The organism is Shimia marina, assembly GCF_001458175.1.
Taxonomy (GTDB): Bacteria; Pseudomonadota; Alphaproteobacteria; order Rhodobacterales; family Rhodobacteraceae; genus Shimia; species Shimia marina.
This window is the reverse complement of record NZ_CYPW01000006.1, coordinates 227,733-247,234: the sequence shown is the minus strand read 5'-3', so window position 1 is coordinate 247,234 and position 19,502 is coordinate 227,733. Positions and strand designations below refer to the sequence as shown.

14 protein-coding genes and 1 tRNA gene are annotated in these 19,502 nt (G+C 60.7%); 13 read left to right on the top strand and 2 right to left on the bottom strand.

All coding sequences use genetic code 11. From position 1 onward, the window contains the following. The first annotated feature begins 119 nt into the window (after positions 1 to 119). Positions 120 to 2,918: a DNA polymerase I gene (polA, locus tag SHM7688_RS03040; protein WP_058238531.1), complete on the top strand. Its 2,799-nt coding sequence runs from the start codon at positions 120 to 122 to the stop codon at positions 2,916 to 2,918. 74 nt (positions 2,919 to 2,992) lie between these two features. Here the strand turns inward: polA and SHM7688_RS03035 are convergent, their stop codons facing one another. Next, positions 2,993 to 3,745, bottom strand: coding sequence for a hydroxypyruvate isomerase family protein (locus SHM7688_RS03035; RefSeq protein ID WP_058238530.1), 753 nt, complete (start codon positions 3,743 to 3,745; stop codon positions 2,993 to 2,995). Positions 3,746 to 3,846: 101 nt separating this feature from the next. Further along, positions 3,847 to 4,449 carry a DUF1285 domain-containing protein gene (locus tag SHM7688_RS03030; RefSeq protein ID WP_058238970.1) on the bottom strand — a complete coding sequence of 201 codons (603 nt, stop codon included), beginning with the start codon at positions 4,447 to 4,449 and terminating at the stop codon, positions 3,847 to 3,849. 67 nt (positions 4,450 to 4,516) lie between these two features. On the opposite strand from SHM7688_RS03030, the gene SHM7688_RS03025 reads away from it, so the two are divergent. The 12 genes from SHM7688_RS03025 to SHM7688_RS02970 all read left to right on the top strand — a co-directional run bounded on the left by SHM7688_RS03025 (position 4,517) and on the right by SHM7688_RS02970 (position 19,348). Next, entirely contained in the window at positions 4,517 to 5,524 is a 1,008-nt protein-coding gene (locus tag SHM7688_RS03025; RefSeq protein ID WP_058238529.1) for an AAA family ATPase, read from the top strand. Beyond that, positions 5,521 to 6,423 (top strand): DUF58 domain-containing protein, encoded by a 903-nt coding sequence (locus SHM7688_RS03020; protein WP_058238528.1) that lies wholly within the window; start codon positions 5,521 to 5,523, stop codon positions 6,421 to 6,423. Before SHM7688_RS03025 ends, SHM7688_RS03020 begins: the two co-directional genes overlap by 4 nt. Next, positions 6,420 to 9,236 carry a DUF4159 domain-containing protein gene (locus tag SHM7688_RS03015; protein WP_058238527.1) on the top strand — a complete coding sequence of 939 codons (2,817 nt, stop codon included), beginning with the start codon at positions 6,420 to 6,422 and terminating at the stop codon, positions 9,234 to 9,236. Before SHM7688_RS03020 ends, SHM7688_RS03015 begins: the two co-directional genes overlap by 4 nt. Then, positions 9,233 to 11,290, top strand: coding sequence for a hypothetical protein (locus SHM7688_RS03010; protein ID WP_058238526.1), 2,058 nt, complete (start codon positions 9,233 to 9,235; stop codon positions 11,288 to 11,290). Before SHM7688_RS03015 ends, SHM7688_RS03010 begins: the two co-directional genes overlap by 4 nt. Before the next feature lie 134 nt (positions 11,291 to 11,424). Further along, positions 11,425 to 12,954 (top strand): 2,3-bisphosphoglycerate-independent phosphoglycerate mutase, encoded by a 1,530-nt coding sequence (gene gpmI, locus SHM7688_RS03005; protein ID WP_058238525.1) that lies wholly within the window; start codon positions 11,425 to 11,427, stop codon positions 12,952 to 12,954. 32 nt (positions 12,955 to 12,986) lie between these two features. Further along, positions 12,987 to 14,099 carry a murein hydrolase activator EnvC family protein gene (locus SHM7688_RS03000; RefSeq protein ID WP_058238969.1) on the top strand — a complete coding sequence of 371 codons (1,113 nt, stop codon included), beginning with the start codon at positions 12,987 to 12,989 and terminating at the stop codon, positions 14,097 to 14,099. A gap of 3 nt (positions 14,100 to 14,102) precedes the next feature. Next, positions 14,103 to 15,440, top strand: a complete 1,338-nt coding sequence (locus tag SHM7688_RS02995; protein ID WP_058238524.1) for a S41 family peptidase — start codon at positions 14,103 to 14,105, stop codon at positions 15,438 to 15,440. A 263-nt stretch (positions 15,441 to 15,703) separates the two neighbouring features. Further along, positions 15,704 to 16,186, top strand: coding sequence for an RNA pyrophosphohydrolase (locus SHM7688_RS02990; RefSeq protein WP_058238523.1), 483 nt, complete (start codon positions 15,704 to 15,706; stop codon positions 16,184 to 16,186). 53 nt (positions 16,187 to 16,239) lie between these two features. Beyond that, positions 16,240 to 16,316, top strand: a tRNA-Arg gene (locus SHM7688_RS02985). Positions 16,317 to 16,470: 154 nt separating this feature from the next. Next, the gene (locus tag SHM7688_RS02980) at positions 16,471 to 17,328 is read left to right on the top strand and encodes a hypothetical protein (protein WP_058238522.1); all 858 of its coding nucleotides are present in this window, start codon (positions 16,471 to 16,473) and stop codon (positions 17,326 to 17,328) included. Between the two features lie 140 nt (positions 17,329 to 17,468). After that, a complete protein-coding gene (locus SHM7688_RS02975) occupies positions 17,469 to 17,795 on the top strand; it encodes a plasmid mobilization protein (protein WP_223229163.1) in 327 nt (108 codons plus the stop codon). Continuing rightward, a complete protein-coding gene (locus tag SHM7688_RS02970) occupies positions 17,792 to 19,348 on the top strand; it encodes a relaxase family protein (protein ID WP_058238521.1) in 1,557 nt (518 codons plus the stop codon). Before SHM7688_RS02975 ends, SHM7688_RS02970 begins: the two co-directional genes overlap by 4 nt. Positions 19,349 to 19,502 lie beyond the last annotated feature (154 nt).

Sequence of the window (19,502 nt, the reverse complement as noted above, 5' to 3'; positions counted from 1 at the left end):
TCATCGCTCGCGATGACGGGGGCAGCGCCCCCAAACACGATTTCCTGACAGGTTTTCGACTGGTGCCAAAGCGGGGGGCATGGCACAACGGAGCCACGCAAGCACAACAGGAGCGCACCATGGGTTTTGGCAAAGGATGTCACCTGCATCTGATCGACGGATCGGCCTTCATTTTTCGGGCCTATCACGCATTGCCCCCGCTGACGCGCAAATCTGACGGGCTGCCCATCGGCGCGGTGTCTGGCTTTTGCAACATGTTGCAGCGCTATATCGAGGACAACGCTGGCCCGGATGCCCCCACCCATGTCGCGGTGATCTTTGACCATTCCGGCAAAAGCTTCCGCAATGACCTGTATGATCAATATAAGGCCAATCGCCCGCCTGCGCCCGAAGATCTGAAGCCGCAGTTCCCGCTGACGCGCGACGCCACCCGTGCTTTCAACATCGCCTGCAAGGAAATCGAAGGCTTTGAGGCCGATGACATCATCGCCACCCTGGCCTGTCAGGCGCGCGCGGCAAGTGGGCGGTGCACCATCATCAGCTCCGACAAGGACCTGATGCAGTTGGTGGGCGATGGTGTGGAAATGCTCGACGCCATGAAAAACAAACGCATCGACCGCGAGGGTGTCATTGAAAAATTCGGTGTCGGCCCGGAGCGTGTGGTGGATGTTCAGGCGCTGGCGGGTGATAGCGTGGACAACGTCCCCGGTGCACCGGGGATCGGCATCAAGACCGCAGCCTTGCTGATCAATGAATATGGCTCCCTTGAAGATCTGCTGGATCGGGCCGAAGAAATCAAACAGCCCAAGCGGCGCCAGACCCTGATTGAAAAACGAGATCAGATTGAACTGTCCAAGCAGCTTGTGCAGCTGGATTGCGACATGGCGCTGGACTTTACGCTGGATGATCTGGAAGTGCAGGATGCGGATCCGGAAAAGCTTCTGGGCTTCTTGGCAGAGATGGAATTGCGCACGCTTATCAAGCGCGCAGCTGATAAGCTGGGCGTAGAGGCCCCCTCTTTGCCCGAGCCCGCGCTGGCGGCAGCTGAAGATGCCTCTGCGGCAGAAGACATCCCCTTTGATGCGGCCAAATACGAATGGGTCAAAGACCGCGCCGCGCTGGATCGCTGGATTGCTGCCATCTACAAGCGCGGCTATGTGGCGGTGGATACGGAAACCAACTCGCTGGATGAGATGGTCGCCGAACTGGCGGGCATCTGTCTGAGTGTGGAGCCGGGGGAGGCCTGTTATATCCCGGTTGGCCACAAAAAGGGCGCAAGCGACGATCTGTTTGGCGGGGAGGAGCTGCAAGAGGATCAGCTGCCTCTGACGGAGGTGCTGGATGCGCTGCAGCCGATGCTGGAAGATCCGGCGATCCTGAAAATCTTCCAGAATGCAAAATATGACTGCAAGGTCTTTGCCAATTACAAAATCGCCGTCACCCCGGTGGATGACACCATGCTGTTGTCGTATGCGCTGCACGCGGGGGAGCACAATCACGGCATGGATGCCCTCAGCGAGCGGTATCTTAACCACCAGCCGATCCCGATCAAAACCCTGATTGGCAGTGGCAAGAGCATGATCACCTTTGACAAGGTCGCCATCGCCGATGCGCTGCCCTATGCGGCGGAGGATGCGGATATCACGCTGCGCCTGTGGCAACTCTTCAAACCCAAGCTGCACCGCCGTCAGGTCAGCACGGTCTATGAAACACTCGAACGGCCGCTGGTGCCGGTGCTGGCCCAGATGGAGCGCTACGGTATCAAGGTAGATCGTGACACATTGAGCCGCATGTCCAACGCCTTTGCCCAGAAAATGGCCGGGCTTGAGGCGGAAATCCATGAACTCGCCGGTCAGGAGTTCAACGTCGGATCTCCCAAACAGCTGGGCGAGATCCTGTTTGACAAACTGGAACTGCCCGGCGGCAAGAAAGGCAAAACCGGGGCTTATGCCACTGGTGTGGATATTCTTGAAGATCTGGCCACCGAACATGCGCTGCCGGGTCTTGTGCTGGATTGGCGTCAGCTCAGCAAGCTGAAGTCCACCTACACTGATGCGCTGCAGACGCATATCAATGCAGAGACAGGCCGTGTGCACACCTCTTATGTGCAGACCGGGGCCAACACCGGGCGCCTGTCCTCCACCGATCCCAACCTGCAGAATATTCCCGTGCGCTCTGAAGAGGGGCGGCGCATCCGCGAAGCCTTTGTGGCCGAAGAAGGCAAAGCCCTGATCAGCCTTGACTACTCTCAGGTGGAGCTGCGCATTCTGGCCCATATCGCGGATATTGATGCCCTAAAGGAAGCCTTCCGCGATGGCCGCGACATCCACGCCATGACCGCCTCTGAGGTTTTTGGGGTGCCGCTGGACGAGATGACCAGTGAAATCCGCCGTCGCGCCAAGGCCATCAACTTTGGGGTGATCTACGGCGTCTCAGGCTTTGGACTGGCGCGCAATCTGCGCATTCCGCGTGGCGAAGCGCAGGATTTCATCAACCGATATTTTGAGCGCTTCCCCGGCATCCGGACCTATATGGATGACACCAAGGAATTCGCCAAAACCCATGGTTACGTCCAGACCCTCTTTGGCCGTAAAATCCACACGCCAGAGATCAATGCCAAAGGCCCGCGTGCGAGCTTTGCCTATCGTGCGGCCATCAACGCGCCGATTCAGGGCACTGCGGCCGATATCATCCGTCGCGCCATGATCCGCATGCCTGAGGCGATCAAGGACCTGCCGGCCAAAATGCTGTTGCAGGTGCACGACGAATTGATCTTTGAGGTGGAAGACAGCGCCGTTGATGCCACAATCGCCGCCGCGCGGGAGGTGATGCAAGGTGCGACGGAACCGGCGATCAAGCTTGACGTGCCACTGATTGTGGATGCGGGGCGCGGTGCCAATTGGGCGGAGGCGCATTAAACCTACCGGCGTCAGTTGGCCTTCAATATTCAATGCGCTGCGCATGTCAGGCGTAGCGCAGGTTCAGGCTCATATCACTTGAGCCAGCCCAACCCCTGTTCGGTGCGTTTCTTCGGCGTGTATTCGGCGCTCACCACCCCGCTGTAGCCGCTTTCATCCAGCATTTTGAAAAATGCCGGGTAGTCGAGATGCTTGCTGGCAATCGGTTCATGACGGTCTGGCAGCCCACCGATCTGCACATGGCGCACACGGGATTTGTGCTTTTCCCAGCAGGCGATCACATCGCCATGGATGCGAAAGGCATGATAGGTGTCAAATTGCAGGGCAAGATTGGGTGCGTTGACCTCATCCAATATCTCGGCGGCCAGATCAAAATCATTGAGGAAATAACCGGGCATGTCCACATCATTTATGGGCTCAATCGTGAGCTGCTGTTGGGGGGCAAAATCACAGGCCCATTTCAAATTCTCCACGAAGGTCTGCCGGGCGTCCGCCCCGCTCGCCGCCCCAGCCATGATGTGCACAAGGCGCGCGCGTAGCATTTGCGCATAGCGCAACGTGCGGCGAAAATCGCGTTGAAACCGCTCTGAGAGCCCCGGCACTGCGGCAAAGCCCCTGTCTCCCCCGGTGTAATTGGGGGGCGGGCAGTTGATCAGCTCCAGCGACAGCCCGTTGCGCAGCAGAGCGCGCTGGGTTTCCGGCCCCGGCGTATCATAGGGAAAAAGCACTTCCACCGCTTCAAACCCCGCTTCGGCAGCCGCATCATAGCGGTCCAGTTCCGGGAATTCGGCAAACAACAGTGTCAGATTGGCGGCAAATCGTGGCATATGGCTCTCCTCGACACAGGTATCCCAGCTTTCACGCCCTGCGAACAGGCTGAAATCACACCATTTTGACAGATCGGCATGGCTCCGCCGCTCCCTCGTTTTCAGTCGAGAGCCTCAGAGGGCAAAAACGGAAAGAAAGTGCCGGCTGAGGTGACGCCAAACATGCTGGTGCCATCCACATCCTGATGCGTGCCCAGGTCCACAAGTCGGTAAAAGGCCTTGCGGCTGATGCGGGCTTCAAGATTGGCACGCACGGTCACATAGGGCGCTGGCTCTTGGGTGGTCGGGTCGAACTCTACGCGGATGGGCGTGTCGGCCCCGGCGGTGACGCGGTCGCCCACATGGGTGACAAAGCTGATCGTCTGATCTTTGCCACTGGCGGGCTCTGCGGTTGTAACGTCAAAATCTTCGGCCACAAAAGGCGCATCTTCCACAGTGATGCCCACTTTTTCCACAGGGGTGACAAGCACATAGCTGTCTCCGTCCTTGCGCAGGATGTTGGAAAACAGCCGTACCAATGCGGGGCGATTGATCGGGCTGCCCTGATAAAACCATGTGCCATCGCGCGCGATGCGCATGTCCAGATCTCCGCAATGGGGCGGGTTCCACAGGTGCACGGGGGCCGGGCCGTTGCCTTTGCTGGCGGCTTTGGCGGAGGCGGCGATATTGTCTGCGTCAACTTTCACAGGAAATTGTTCCCTCATTGCTTTTGCCATTTTCTCTGAGCGCGTTACTGTCAAAGTAAGCACAAAGAGGTACGGGAGTGAACCGATGTCAGATGAGGCCAATCTTGTCGCAGAAGTGGAAGCGCTGGGCCAGCAGCTGGCCGAGGCCAAGGCGGCGATCACACGCCGGTTCATTGGGCAGGAACGTGTGGTGAAGTTGACGCTTTCGGCCTTGCTCTGTGGAGGGCACGCGCTTTTGATTGGCCTGCCGGGGCTGGGCAAAACGCGGCTGGTGGACACGCTCTCTACCGTGATGGGGCTCAATGGCAACCGCGTGCAGTTCACCCCGGATCTGATGCCTGCTGATATTCTGGGCTCTGAAGTGCTGGAGAAAGGCAAAGGCGGCACGCGGGAATTTCGATTCGTGCCTGGGCCGATTTTTTGCCAGTTGCTGATGGCGGATGAGATCAACCGCGCCAGCCCGCGGACCCAATCGGCGCTTTTGCAGGCGATGCAGGAAAAACAAGTGACCGTGGCAGGCGCTGACCGCCCGCTGGATGCGCCCTTTCATGTGTTGGCCACGCAGAACCCGATTGAACAAGAGGGCACCTACCCGTTGCCAGAGGCGCAGCTGGACCGGTTTCTGGTGCAGATTGATGTGCCCTATCCGGATCGTGACACCGAACGGGATATCCTTCTGGCGACCACTGGCGTTGCCGAAGAGGCGGCCCATGAAGTGTTTGATGCCGAGGCGCTGATTGCAGCGCAGACCCTGCTGCGGCGCATGCCGGTTGGGGAAAGCGTGATGGAGCTGATACTGGATCTGGTGCGGGCCTGTCGTCCGGATGATGAAAGCGCCAGCGAGGCGGTGCGCGAAAACATCGCTTGGGGGCCGGGGCCGCGTGCGGCGCAGGCGCTGATGATGACCGTGCGCGCGCAAGCGCTGCTGCAGGGGCGCCTTGCCCCGAACGCACAGGATGTGATCGACATGGCCGGACCTGTGTTGAGCCATCGCATGGCCTTGACCTTCGCGGCGCGGGCGCGTGGTGAATCGCTGGCCGCGCTGATTGCACAGACGGTGGCGCGGTTTGATCCCATGGGGGCCGCCGCGTGAGCAGCGCTGCGCTGCATCTGCGCAGCCGTGCGGAGGCGGAAGCGGCGCGCCTGCCGCCCCTGCTGGCACAGGCAGAGCATCTGGCGGGTACGGTCCTTTTGGGCGAACATGGCCGCAGACGCGCGGGCATGGGCGATGATTTCTGGCAATACCGCCCGGTGATGCCCGGGGACAGCCTGCGCATGATTGACTGGCGGCGTTCGGCCAAATCGGATGCGCAATTTGTGCGTCAGCGGGAATGGCAGGTCGCCCAGTCGGTCATGATGTGGGTAGACACGGCCTCGTCGATGCATTTCTCCGGAGACGCTGCCTTGCCCAGCAAGGCGGATCGCGCCCGGGTGCTGGCCATGGCGCTGGCCATTCTGCTGATCCGCAGCGGTGAACGTGTTGGTCTGACCGGCACGGATTTGCCCCCGCGCCGCGGCGAGGCGCAGATCCTGCGTCTTGCGGAGATGTTTCTGCGCGATGCTCCCGAAGGTGAGGCGCTGGATGATGGCGCTCCGGACTATGGTGTGCCAGAGGCGCGGGCCATGCTGCCCCATGCGCGGGCGGTGTTCATGTCTGATTTCATGGGGGATTTTGAGGCGGTGACCGCCGCCTTGACCAAAGCGGCAGATCGCGGTGTGCGCGGGCTGTGCCTTCAGGTGCTGGACCCTGTAGAGGAAGCTTTCCCGTTCAAGGGGCGGGCCATTTTTGAAAGCATGGGGGGCACGCTGCGCCATGACACCAAAAAGGCAGACGATCTGAAAACCCGCTATCTGGAGCGGTTGGCGGAGCGCCGGGCGCAGCTCAAAGATCTCTGCCGTGCAACGGGCTGGCTGTTTGGGCACCATAGCACATCGCAATCCGCCCAATCCGCGCTGCTTTGGGCGCATCGCGCGCTGGGCCATAGCGCATGATTGGCGGGATTCCCATAGGGTTTGCCGCGCCTTGGGTGTTGGCCGCGCTGGTGGGCCTGCCGCTGCTGTGGCTGATCTTGCGGGCAATCCCCCCTGCGCCCATCCGGCGCCGGTTTCCCGGCGTGGTTTTGCTTTTGGGGCTGTCTGACGAAGACACGGTGACAGATCGCACCCCTTGGTGGTTGCTGCTGCTGCGCAGCCTTGCTCTGGCTGCGGTGATTGTGGGGCTGGCGGGGCCTCTGCTCAATCCTCAGACGCGCACGGCCAGTAGTGCCCCCTTGTTGATTGTGATGGATGCGGGCTGGGCCTCAGCGCCTGACTGGCGCGCCCGTCAGGAGATGGTGACAGCCCTGCTTGATGAGGCCGCACGAGAGGGGCGTTTGGCAGCGGTGCAGCGTTTGAGCGCGCCTGATCCTTTGCTGCCTTTGCAGTTCGCGCCGGCGGATGCGGTGCAGTCCCGGCTTGCAGGTGTGCTGCCCATGGCGTGGCGCGCCGATGCAGAGATGACAGCGGCCTTCGCACAAGTGCTTGGAGAGACGGCGTTTGACACGGTCTGGCTCTCCGATGGGCTGGCCAGCGATGGGCGCGCCGCGCTTCTGGAGGCCTTGCAGGCACGTGGCTCTGTGCGGGGGGTGGAAACCGGTCTTGGCACTGTGGCTTTGATGCCGCCAAGCTATGCGGAGGGGCGTTTGATCCTGCGCGCACGGCGCAGCGTTGCGGGCATTGAACAGGAGGTCACCGTGCAGGCGATTGGCACCGACCTGGGTGGTGCGGAGCGGGTGTTGGCCACTCTGCCGCTGCGCTTTGAGCAAGGCGCGCAGTCGAGCGAAAACGCCCTTGTCTTGCCCAGTGAGCTGCGCGCGCGGCTGACGCGGTTTGAGGTTGCGGGCCTGCGGTCGGCAGGGGCCGTGGCGCTGAGCGATGATCGGCTGCGGCGTCGGGAAGTGGCACTGATTGCGGGGCGCGAGGACCGTGAAGGTCTGCAATTGTTGTCCCCGCTGCACTATCTGCGACAGGCGCTGGTGCCGACGGCGGATGTGATTGAAGGCGCGTTGATGGATGTGCTGCCCGCCAATCCGGATGTGATTGTGATGGCCGATATTGCCGTGCTGTCAGAAGGAGAGAGTGCGGCCATCCTGGCGTGGCTTGAAGGAGGCGGCGTGCTCTTGCGCTTTGCCGGGCCCGCACTTGCCGCCAGCGAGGTGAGCCGCACCTCCGAAGATCCGCTCTTGCCGGTGCGGCTGCGCGCCGGGGGGCGCAGCGTGGGCGGCGCGATGAGCTGGGGGGAGCCCAAAGCACTTGCGCCCTTCCCACAGGACAGCCCATTCGTTGGTCTCAGAGTGCCCGAAGACGTGACCGTCACCGCGCAGGTGATGGCCCAGCCGGATCCCACTCTGGCGGATCGGGTGATCGCCAGCCTGAGCGATGGCACGCCCCTGGTGACACGCAAAGCGGTCGGAGACGGGCAGGTGGTCTTGATGCATGTCACCGCCAATGCGCAATGGTCTGGCCTGCCGCTGTCAGGGCTGTTTGTTCAGATGCTGGATCGGCTGGCTGTGCTGAGTGCGGCTGGACAGGGCAGCGGGCCGGAAGCGGCCGCACAGCTGGCGGGCACCACATGGCAGCCAGTAAAGGTGCTTGATGGGTTTGGGCGCTTGCAGGATGCACAGACATTGCCTGGCGTTGCCGGAGAGCGTCTGGCCGCAGGGAATGTGGGGCCGCAAATGCCGCCGGGGCTTTATCAGGCCGCAGACAAGGCGCTGGCGCTGCCGGTGGTGAACGAAGACACCGCGCTTGCCCCCGCCCGCTGGCCCGCGTCGGTGCCGGTAGAAGGGCTGCGCGGGGCGGTGACCACCGATCTTTCGGGATATTTTCTGGCCGCTGCGCTCTGTCTTCTGGCCTTGGATGTGCTGGCCTCTCTCTGGGTGTCTGGCCGCCTGTGGTCGGCACGCGTGGTGGCGCTGGCGGGGGCAGCGGTGCTCTCCATGATGCTGATGGCGCCTGAGCTACAGGCGCAGAGCAGCCTGCCAACGCCCGAGGTGCGCGCGCCACAAGAGGCCCCCACAAAGGCAGGCAACAGCCGGGAGATGGTCTTGGGTCATGTGCGCACCGGCAATCGCGACGTGGATGAGATTGCGCTGGCCGGGCTGCGTGGACTTAGCAATGTGCTTTACTTCCGCACCTCCATTGAGCCCGCCGCGCCGGAGTCCGTGGATCTTGAAACCGATGAGTTGGCATTTTACCCCTTTTTGTACTGGCCGATCACGCCAGATCAGCCAAGCCCGTCGCGCGAGGCCTATGCGAAGCTCAACGCCTATCTGCGCTCTGGTGGCATGATCCTATTTGACACAAGAGATGCGGATGTGGCGGGCTTTGGTGCCTCGAGTCCGACTGGGCGTAAATTGCAGCGGCTGGCGGCCGGGCTGGATATCCCGGCGCTGGAACCCTTGCCGCAGGATCATGTGCTGACACGTACGTTTTATCTGCTACAGGATTTTCCGGGCCGCTACATGAGCCGGGATGTCTGGGTCGAAGCAGCACCGCCAGATGCGGAGCAGGTCGAAGGCATGCCATTTCGCAATCTCAATGATGGGGTCACCCCGGTGGTAATTGGCGGCAATGATTGGGCGGCGGCCTGGGCTGTTGATCGTCGCGGCAATACGCTGTTTCCCGTTGGGCGCGGCCGTGGCGGAGAACGACAGAGAGAGCTGGCCTACCGGTTTGGGGTGAATCTGATCATGCATGTGCTGACAGGAAACTACAAAAGCGATCAGGTGCATGTGCCTGCTTTGCTGGATCGGTTGGGGCAATGATCGCATCTGTGGTGTTTGATCCGATTGTGCCGCTTTGGCTGCTGATAGGGCTGGCCACGCTGTCCCTCTTGGCCGTGTCTGTGGCGCTTTGGCGGGGGCTGACCGGGTGGGTCTGGCGTGGGCTGGCCGCATGTGTGGTGCTTGTCACGTTGGCGGAGCCGGTGTGGCAGACGGAAAACCGGGCCCCTCTGAGTGACATTGTGCTGATGCTGGAAGATCGCTCTGCCAGCCAGTCGCTCTCTGATCGTGGCGCACAGACCTCGGCGGCGGCAGAGGCGCTGGCCGCGCGGCTGGCGGCGCGCCCAAATACCGAACTGCGCCGCATTGTGGTGCGGGACAGCACCGGCGGCAGCGCGGCCAGCGATGGCGGCACAGAAATAATGGCCGCGCTTTCAGAGGCTTTGGCGCAGGAGCCGCGCGGTCGGATTGCGGGCATTGTCGCGCTCAGTGACGGGCAGGTGCATGACGTCGAACGCGCACCGGATCTGCCTGCGCCCTTCCATCTGTTGCTCACCGGGCGCGCGGGAGATTGGGATCGTCGTCTCACCATTCGCAATGCGCCCGCTTTTGCTATTCTCGGAGAGCCGGTCACCCTGACCCTGCGCATTGAAGACAGCGGCGCGGCACCCGCGGATGTGGATCGTGTGGCGCTGGATATCGCCATTGACGGTCAGGAGCCACAGCGCTTTGCCGTGCCGGTGGGGCGTGACATTGAGCTGCCGGTGACGCTGCCTCATGGCGGGCGCAATGTGATCCAGTTTTCCGTGCCAGAGGCCGAAGGAGAATTGACCGACCGCAACAACGCCGCGCTTGTGCAGATCAACGGTGTGCGCGATCGCCTGCGCGTACTTCTGGTCTCCGGGGAGCCGCATCCGGGCGGGCGGACATGGCGCAACCTTCTCAAATCTGACGCCTCGGTGGATCTTGTGCATTTCACCATCCTGCGCCCGCCAGAAAAACAGGATGGCGTGCCGGTGAGTGAACTGTCGCTGATCGCCTTTCCCACGCGGGAGCTGTTTCTGGAGAAGATAGACGATTTTGATCTGATCATTTTTGATCGCTACCAACGGCGCGGGATTCTGCCCTCGCTTTATCTGGACAACGTCGCAAACTATGTGCGCAAGGGCGGGGCTGTGCTGGTGGCGGCGGGGCCGGATTATGCCAGCGCCGACAGTATTTATCGCAGCCCCTTGGCCGAGGTTCTTCCCGCCAGCCCAACCGCGCGGGTGGTGGATGAGGCCTTTGTGCCAGAAATCAGCCCACTTGGCATGCGCCACCCGGTCACCGCCGGGTTGCCGCAACAGGACACATGGGGCCGTTGGCTGCGCCAGATCGAAGTGACCCCGGATGCGGGCGATGTGCTGATGACCGGGGCAGAGGGGCGTCCACTTCTGGTTTTGAACCGGGTGGAGGACGGCCGGGTGGCTTTGCTGGCCTCTGATCACGCTTGGCTCTGGGCGCGCGGTTTTGAAGGCGGAGGCCCTCAGCTGGAATTGCTGCGGCGTCTGGCCCATTGGATGATGGGAGAGCCTGAGCTGGAAGAAGAGGCGCTCTGGGCAGAGCCAACAGGGCAGCGCCTGCGCATTATCCGGCGCAGTCTTGCACCGCAGGTCGGCGCGGTGACGGTGACCACCCCCTCTGGCGAAACGGTGGAGGTGCCCCTTCAAGAACAGCATCCGGGGCATTTTGAGGCTGTCTATGATGGCGCGGAGATTGGCCTCTATCGTTTGCGTCAAGGGGATCAGGAAACGGTGGTGGGGCTGGGTCCCGCTGCGCCGCGTGAATTTGAACAGACCGTGGCCAGTGCCGAGCCGCTTGCGCCATTGCAGGAAGCCACACGCGGCGGGGTGCTGCGTCTCGAAGAGGGCGTGCCGGGGCTGCGCAACGTGCGCGCCGGGCGCCCGGCGGCGGGGCGGAGCTGGATTGGTCTGACCCCCAGAGAGGCCTATGAAACATTGGATGTGGCACGGATGCCCTTGCTGCCGGGCTGGCTGGTTCTGTTGCTGGCGGCCGGGTTCCTGCTCACGGGCTGGCTGCGTGAGGGGCGGCGCTGATTTGCTTTCTGCTTCGGCGGGCAGCACATCGTTCACCACTTCCCAATCCTCTTGGCAAAGTTTCACAAAACCGGTTCCTTCGCCGCCACGGCCCATGTAGAACGCACGGGAGTGACAGTTGGAGCAGACAGATTATGGCATCCCCCCTTCCTTCCAAGCCCGTTGTTTTGTGTATTCTGGACGGCTGGGGCCTGTCTGATGCCACCGAGGCCAATGCGCCTTACCTTGCCAAGACCCCGCATTTTGATGCCATGATGGCGGATGGTCCCAATGCCACGCTGATCACCCATGGCCCGGATGTCGGCCTGCCAAGCGGGCAGATGGGCAACTCTGAAGTGGGCCATACCAATATCGGCGCGGGCCGGGTTGTGGCGATGGATCTGGGGCAGATTGATCTGGCCATCGAAGATGGGTCGTTCTTTGATAATGAGGCGCTTGTTGCCTTTATTGACAGGCTGAAGGCAACCGGCGGCACTGCCCATCTGATGGGGGTTGTTTCCGATGGGGGCGTGCATGGGCACATCACCCATGTGCTCGCCGCGATCAAGGCCATCGCAGCGGCCGGTGTGCCGGTCGTGTTGCATGCCATCACCGATGGACGTGATGTGGCCCCCAAATCTGCGCTTGGCTATTTTGAAACGCTGCTGTCTCAGATGCCCGAGGGGGCCTCTGTTGGTACGGTGACTGGACGGTATTACGCCATGGACCGGGACAACCGCTGGGAGCGTGTGTCGCAAGCCTATACGGCCTGGACCAAAGCCGACGGTGTGCAGCGCGCCACAGATGCGACCTCGGCAATCGAAGCGGCTTATGCGCGTGAGGAAAGCGATGAGTTCATCGCGGCCACTGTGATCGGCGATTATGCTGGGGCCAAAGACGGAGACGGATTTTTCTGTCTGAACTTCCGTGCCGACCGTGCCCGCGAAATCCTTGCCGCATTGGCGCAGCCGGGTTTTGACGCGTTTGACGTCACCGGACGTCCGGCTTGGGCCGCCGTTCTGGGCATGGTCGATTACTCCGATAGGCATAATCAGTATATGACCACGGCTTATCCGAAACAGGAGATTGTCAACACGCTGGGCGAGTGGGTCGCCAAACAGGGCAAGACCCAGTTCCGTCTGGCCGAAACAGAAAAATATCCGCATGTCACCTTCTTCCTGAATGGCGGAGAAGAGACGCCTTCACAAGGCGAAGACCGCTTTATGCCTCTCTCGCCCAAAGTGGCGACCTATGACCTTCAGCCTGAAATGAGCGCCGATGAGGTCACCGAGAAATTCGTGGCCGCGATTGCGCAGGGCTATGATCTGATCGTGACCAACTATGCCAACCCAGACATGGTCGGCCACACCGGTAGCCTTGAGGCCGCAATGGCCGCCTGTGAGGCGGTGGATCGCGGGCTGGGGCAGGTACGTGCCGCGCTTGAGAAGGTGGGCGGCACCATGATTGTCACCGCAGATCACGGCAATTGCGAAGTGATGGTGGATCCGCAAACCGGCGGGCCACATACGGCTCACACCACCAATCTTGTGCCTGTGGTGCTGGTGAATGGCCCAGAAGGCGCCACCCTGCGCGCCGGGCGTCTGGCGGATCTGGCCCCTACACTGCTACAGCTCATGGGGCTGGCGCAGCCCGCCGAAATGACCGGTGAGAGCCTGATCGCTTGAACAGGGTGCGCGGCCATATTCTGGCGCTGCTGATGGCCTGCGCCTTCAGTGCTCCTGCCATGGCGCAGACCGATCCGGCCGAGGCCGCGCGGCTCGCGGCCGATCAATTGGAAGCGGCGTCTGTTGCATTGGCGCAGGCCTCAAGCAGCCGTGATCAGGTGAAATCCCTGACCGGGGTGGTACATGCCTATGAGGAAGGGCTGACCGCGCTGCGCGCCGGGCTGCGCCGGGCCTCGATCCGCGAAGCGCAGCTGTCCAAACAACTCAAGGCGCAAGAGGCCGAAATCGCACGGCTTTTGGGCGTGTTGCAGAACATGAGTACCGGCCCAGCCGAAGTGATCATGGTGCACCCCGGCGGCCCGATGGGAACGGCGCGTTCGGGGATGATCGTGGCCGATGTCACCCCTGCACTGGAACGCCAGGCGGCACAGCTGCGCCGGGATCTTGAAGAAGTCACCATCCTGCGCAGCCTGCAGGAAGGCGCGGCAGAGACATTGCAGCAGGGGCTGGCCGGGGCACAGGATGCGCGCACCGCACTCAGCAAGGCCATCGCCGATCGGGTGGACCCACCGCTCCGTTTTTCTGAGGATCCGGTGCAAACCGCTTTGCTGATTGCCTCCACCGAAACCCTGGAAGGGTTCGCCAGTGCGCTGGTCGATCTTCAGGTCGAAGGCCTTGAAGATATCGCCTTGCCGGATGTGACCACGCGCAAGGGCACATTGCCGCTGCCAGTGGCGGCAACCGTGCTGCGTGCCGCAGGCGAAGCAGATGCCGCAGGCATCCGGCGCCCGGGCATTGTGCTGGCCACACGTCCCAATGCGCTGGTCGTCACCCCGACACCGGCAACCATTCGCTATCGCGGACCTTTGCTGGATTTCGGCAATGTGATGATCCTTGAGCCGCAACCGGGTGTATTGTTCATATTGGCCGGGTTGGCGCAGGTCTATGGCGATGTCGGTGAAGTGCTTGCCGAAGGCGCGCCCGTGGGGTTGATGGGAGGAAATGCGCTGGAAAGCGGCGCTATTCTCTCACAGTCTGGTGAAGCCTCTGGCAATGGGCGCACAGAAACGCTCTATATAGAGATCAGAGAGGGCAAATCGCCCGTGGACCCGGCAACGTGGTTCCAAGTGAATGAGGATGGATAAGCAATGAAGAAATTCGTCGCCGCCGCTGCGGGAGGCATCGTGGCCGGGCTTTTGGTCACCACCCAGGTGGCCGGGCCGCTTTTGGCTCAGGAAAGCGAGCGCAAGACCAATGTCTATGAACAGCTTGATCTGTTTGGCGACATCTTTGAGCGGATCCGCATTCAATATGTCGAAGAAGTCGATGAGGGGGACCTGATCGAGGCGGCCATCAACGGCATGCTGACCTCGTTGGATCCGCACTCCAGCTATCTGTCGCCGGATGATGCGGATGACATGCGGGTGCAGACGCGGGGCGAATTTGGCGGCCTGGGCATCGAAGTCACACAGGAAGAGGGCTTTGTGAAAGTTGTCTCCCCGATTGATGACACGCCAGCCGATGCCGCAGGGATCGAAGCGGGCGATTACATCACCCATGTGGATGGCGAAAGCGTGCTGGGGCTTAATCTTGATGAAGCGGTGGAAAAGATGCGCGGCCCTGTGGGCAGCGAGATCGTGATCACCGTGGTGCGTGAAGGCGAGCCAGAGCCGTTTGACGTCACCATCATCCGCGACACCATTAAGCTGACCGCCGTGCGCTCCCGTACCGAAGGCGACAGCGTCGTGCTGCGTGTGACCACCTTCAACGATCAGACCACGCCAAACCTCGAAGCAGGCTTTGCAGAGCAGGTCGAGGCGCTGGGCGGTCTGGACAACGTGAATGGCATCGTGCTTGATCTGCGCAACAACCCCGGCGGTCTGCTGACGCAGGCGATCACCGTGTCTGACAGTTTCCTTGAGAAAGGCGAGATCGTCTCCACACGTGGCCGCAACCCGCAGGACGGGGAGCGCTATAACGCCACGCCGGGCGATTTGGCCGAAGGCAAGCCGATTGTGGTGCTGATCAACGGTGGCTCCGCCTCTGCCTCCGAGATTGTGGCCGGCGCGCTTCAGGATCACCGCCGCGCAATTGTTGTGGGTACTAAGAGCTTCGGCAAAGGGTCTGTACAGACCGTGATGCCATTGCGCGGCGATGGGGCGATGCGCCTGACCACGGCGCGCTATTACACGCCGTCTGGCCGCTCCATTCAGGCGCTGGGTGTCAGCCCGGACATCGTTGTGGAACAACCGCGCCGTCAGCCTGAAGAGGAAGCCGCCGAGGAAGAAACCAACCGCTTCTCTCGTTCTGAAGCGGATCTGCGTGGCAGCCTCAACAATGACAGTCTGACAGAGGATGAAATCCGCCAGATTGAGGAAGACCGCACCAAAGCAGAAGAGGCCGCAAAACTGCGCGAAGAGGATTATCAGCTCGCCTATGCGCTGGATATTCTCAAAGGTCTCTCCGCATTGGGTCCCAAAGAGTAAGCCTCTTGATCAATGTATTGCAAAGGCGCCCCATGGGGCGCCTTTTTTGTTGGGAGGCGCTTTGGCTAAAGTGTTTCGGGTTCTACCTCAATCACCTCGCGACACGAATGTCCCGAGAATGCCATAGGCATGGCAGGGTATTCGTGTCTCAAGTTGAGGCCGAAACGCTACAGAGACCTATGAGAGCGGTAGCAAATAAGCGATTCAGCTCAGACGCAAACTGCTATAGGACAGAAACATCGCCTGTGAGAGGAGTCTTAATCATGACCGAGCAAGAGATCGAACAACTGCCCTATCGCAAAAACGTGGGTGTGATGCTTGTGAATGGCGCGGGCCATGTCTTTGTCGGTCAGCGCATCGACAGTCAGACCCCCGCTTGGCAGATGCCGCAGGGCGGTATCGACAAAGGCGAAGAGCCCCGCGTGGCAGCCTTGCGTGAGCTCGAAGAAGAAACCGGCGTTTCCGCAGATCTGGTCACCATTGAGGCAGAGACAGAGGGCTGGATTGCCTATGATCTTCCACGCGAAATTCAGGCCAAGATCTGGAAAGGCAAATATCGCGGTCAAAAGCAGAAATGGTATCTGATGCGCTTTCACGGCACGGATGATCAGGTCACCATCGAGGTGGAGCACCAAGAGTTTTCCAAATGGCGCTGGCTTCCGGTGGATCAGCTTGTGGACAACATCGTCCCCTTCAAACGCGCCGTCTATGAAGAGGTTGTCGCGGCCTTTGGCAACAAGGTCTGAGCGCAGATATCTGCATGACAATCTCTCAACGCGAGGCTAGAACGCTCCCGCGTGGCTCCGTGGCTCAACTGGATAGAGCAGCCCCCTCCTAAGGGGCAGGTTGCAGGTTCGAATCCTGCCGGGGTCGCCAAAAACACCTGAAAAATATGGCTTATTTACAGGACGTTGTGCGGAAGACTGCAAAAAGTCCCGTCAGCTTTCGGGCCGTAATCGACTGAAACGGCCGATTTCTCGTACAAAACCTGTACAAAATTCGCACGTTTGTGCGTATTTGGGGGCCAATCATGAGCCGCCATAGCTTTGATCCCGAAATCGCGGGACGTGTTGGCCTGAACGCGGCGGTGATTTTCCAGAACATCACCCTCTGGATCGAGAAGAACCAAGCCAACCGCCGCAACCTTCGAGACGGGCGGTATTGGACCTACAATTCGATCTCGGCCTTTGGCGAGTTGTTCCCCTATCTGAGCGAGAAGCAGATCCGCACAGCGCTCGAAAAGCTGGTCAGCGCGGAGCTGATCATCAAGGGCAATTTCAGCGATGATCGTTATGATCGGACCTGCTGGTATGCCTTGGGAAACTCCATTTGCCCAAATGGGCAAATGGATCCGACCGAAAGGGAAAATGATGCATTTGCCCCTGAGGGCAAGCCATCTGCCCCAGAGGGCAAATCCTATAAGAACAGATATAAACCATATCAAAAACCAAATCCTTCGCACGCGAAGGCGGCGGTGGAGGATGAGATTTCAGAAAAGATTTTGTCCGCCTATCCCGAAGATCGCATTCGCGGCAAGGCGGTTTACCTCTCACAAATCCGCCACGCGTTGGCCGATGGTGTGGATGCTAAAGACCTCGAGGAAGCCGTGCGGACCTATGCGACCGAAAGCGAAGGCTTCACCCGCTCCAGGGTTTGCTTCTCCGACAATTGGTTCACGTCTGGCCGTTGGTTCAAATACCTTCAGGAGGTTGAGGAGGCGCGAGAAGCAGGCAAAGCCAAAGAGGCTGAATTGCTGAAAGGTTTGGCCGATTGGGTCACGGACAAGCACCCCCTTTGCCGCCACATAACACCCGGCCAAGTGACCGCTTTGCTAGCCGCGAACCTAGTCAGCTCAGCTGAAATCGAAGCGGCGGGGCTTAGCGCATGAGTGCGATCGGTCTCCACAAAGAGCAGAGAGCAAGGTTACCCACCGATTACATCGGCGGGACTTGTGAGGGGCGGCCAGCCTCCCCTTCAAACCCCAACCAAACGCACGCAAGCGGCGTCAAAGAGGGCCTTTCCGAGAGCGTGATCTTTCGATGCACCCCGTCGGAAAAGGCCACGCTTGTGGCCAAGGCGCGCGCCGCTGGCCTGCCCAATGCAACGCTGATGCGCGAGGCATTGGGGCTGACCGAGGCGCGTCGGCGCAAGCCCGTCCCCCGAGTTGACACGCAGCTGACCTTTGCGATTGCCCGCGTCGGCGGCAACCTCAATCAGCTCTCCCGCTGGATCAACGGCGCGGTCAAATCCGGCCGCGCGAGCCAGGTGGATGCGCTCAAGGTCGCGACGCAGCTTGTGGCCATCGAGCGACAATTGGCGCAGATCGTGGCGGCACACACGGACGTTGGCGAATGATCATGTCGTTCTTCTCCACCGGTACGGGAGGCGGTGCAGCCCCCATCGACTACCTGACCGCGCGCGAAGTTCTGGCCTATGACGAGAACCGCAATCTGATCCGTGATGACAACGGCCAGCCGCAAACCAAGATCCGCGACCCGCTGCCCGAGGTGCTGCACGGCAATCCCGATCAGACCCGCGACCTTATTGATGCGAGCTCCAACAAATGGAGCTACACGGCAGGTGTGATCAGCTTTGCCGACAGCGACGATCCCAGTCCCGCCGCCCAGCAAGAGGCCATTGAGCTATTTGAGGCTCTGGCCTTTGCTGGGCTGGACAGGGATCAATACGATTGTCTCTGGGTGCGCCACTCGCATGAAGGCAATGTCGAGCTGCACTTTTGCACGCCACGCCTTGAGCTGAGCACGGGCAAAGCGTTGAACATCGCACCGCCAGGCCATGAAAACGCCTTTTCCAGCCTGCGTGATTTGATGAACAAGACGCACGGTTGGGCAGACCCTTTGGAGCCAGATCACGCTCGCGAAGTGAGGGCGACGACTGAAGCGCCGACGCGCGCGCAAGGTCGCGAAGCGCTGCACGATTGGATCCTCGATCAGATCAGCGTCGGCACCATCACCGACCGCGCCAGCATGATCGATGCTTTGGCCGATGCAGGCTTTGATATCCCCCGTGCCAGCAAGAATTACATCACAGCCAAAGACCCCGACACCGGCGAGCGCTGGCGTTTGAAAGGAGAGATTTTCCATGACGACTGGCAAGCCGAACCGCCTCGCCGAGAAATTGAACGCGGACCTGGAGACAGTACGCAGCGACCACGCCGCCTTGATGGCATCTCAACTGGAGAGCTTCAGGAGCGACTTCAGCAGCATTGCGACCAGCGCGCTGCATACAATCGAGACCGATATCAGGTTCTTTCTGAGCGACAGCAGGAGCGAGTTGGAGAGGCGGAGCGAGACGATCAGGCGCTGGTTGACGATCTCACCCTGGGTGATCGTGGTGATGGTCTCATCCTGGATCGCGACAGTGCTGATCGCGAGTTGGTTTTGGACGGGCTTGATCACGCGCTCGGAGATGACGAGGCTTGGCCTGACACGGATCGAACAGGCTGGGCAGACATGGGTGACGCTGGACCCCGACCGGACCGAATTGAAGACCTGCACCATGGCCGGGACGCCGGTCATCTGTATCGAGATCAAGGAACCCTAGATGACACAGTCCCTGACAGCATTGGAACGCGAATTGCTCGCATCCGTCGAACGGTTGGTGACGGCCTGCGAGAGCTCAGCCAAGGAATTGCACGCCTTGGAGAAACGCTCGACCAGCAGGATCGAAAGCAAGGTGAATGGCTTGGCGCATTGCGTGGCGCTATTGATGAAATCACATCTCACGTCCGTCACCACATTGGCCGACTTGCTGCGCGAGGAGCAGAATTACGCGACGCTGCAAGCGGAGTTAGAGACCAGCTGGAAACTAGCGAAAGACGCCGAGAAGCGACTGAAAGAGAGTTAGACGCGAGAGATAGCCACCGCAGCGCCGGACATTCGCTTTGATCTAACTGCAAATGTTGGCGTGGTTCGAGGGTCTGCAGTGAGACCATTTTGACCAATGCTGCGCGGGGCACAAATGTCCGCTCTTTGGGCCCTGCTAAGAACGACCGTTTTTGGCGCATAGGTTCTGGCAAGGGATTTATGTCCGGTGTGCGCG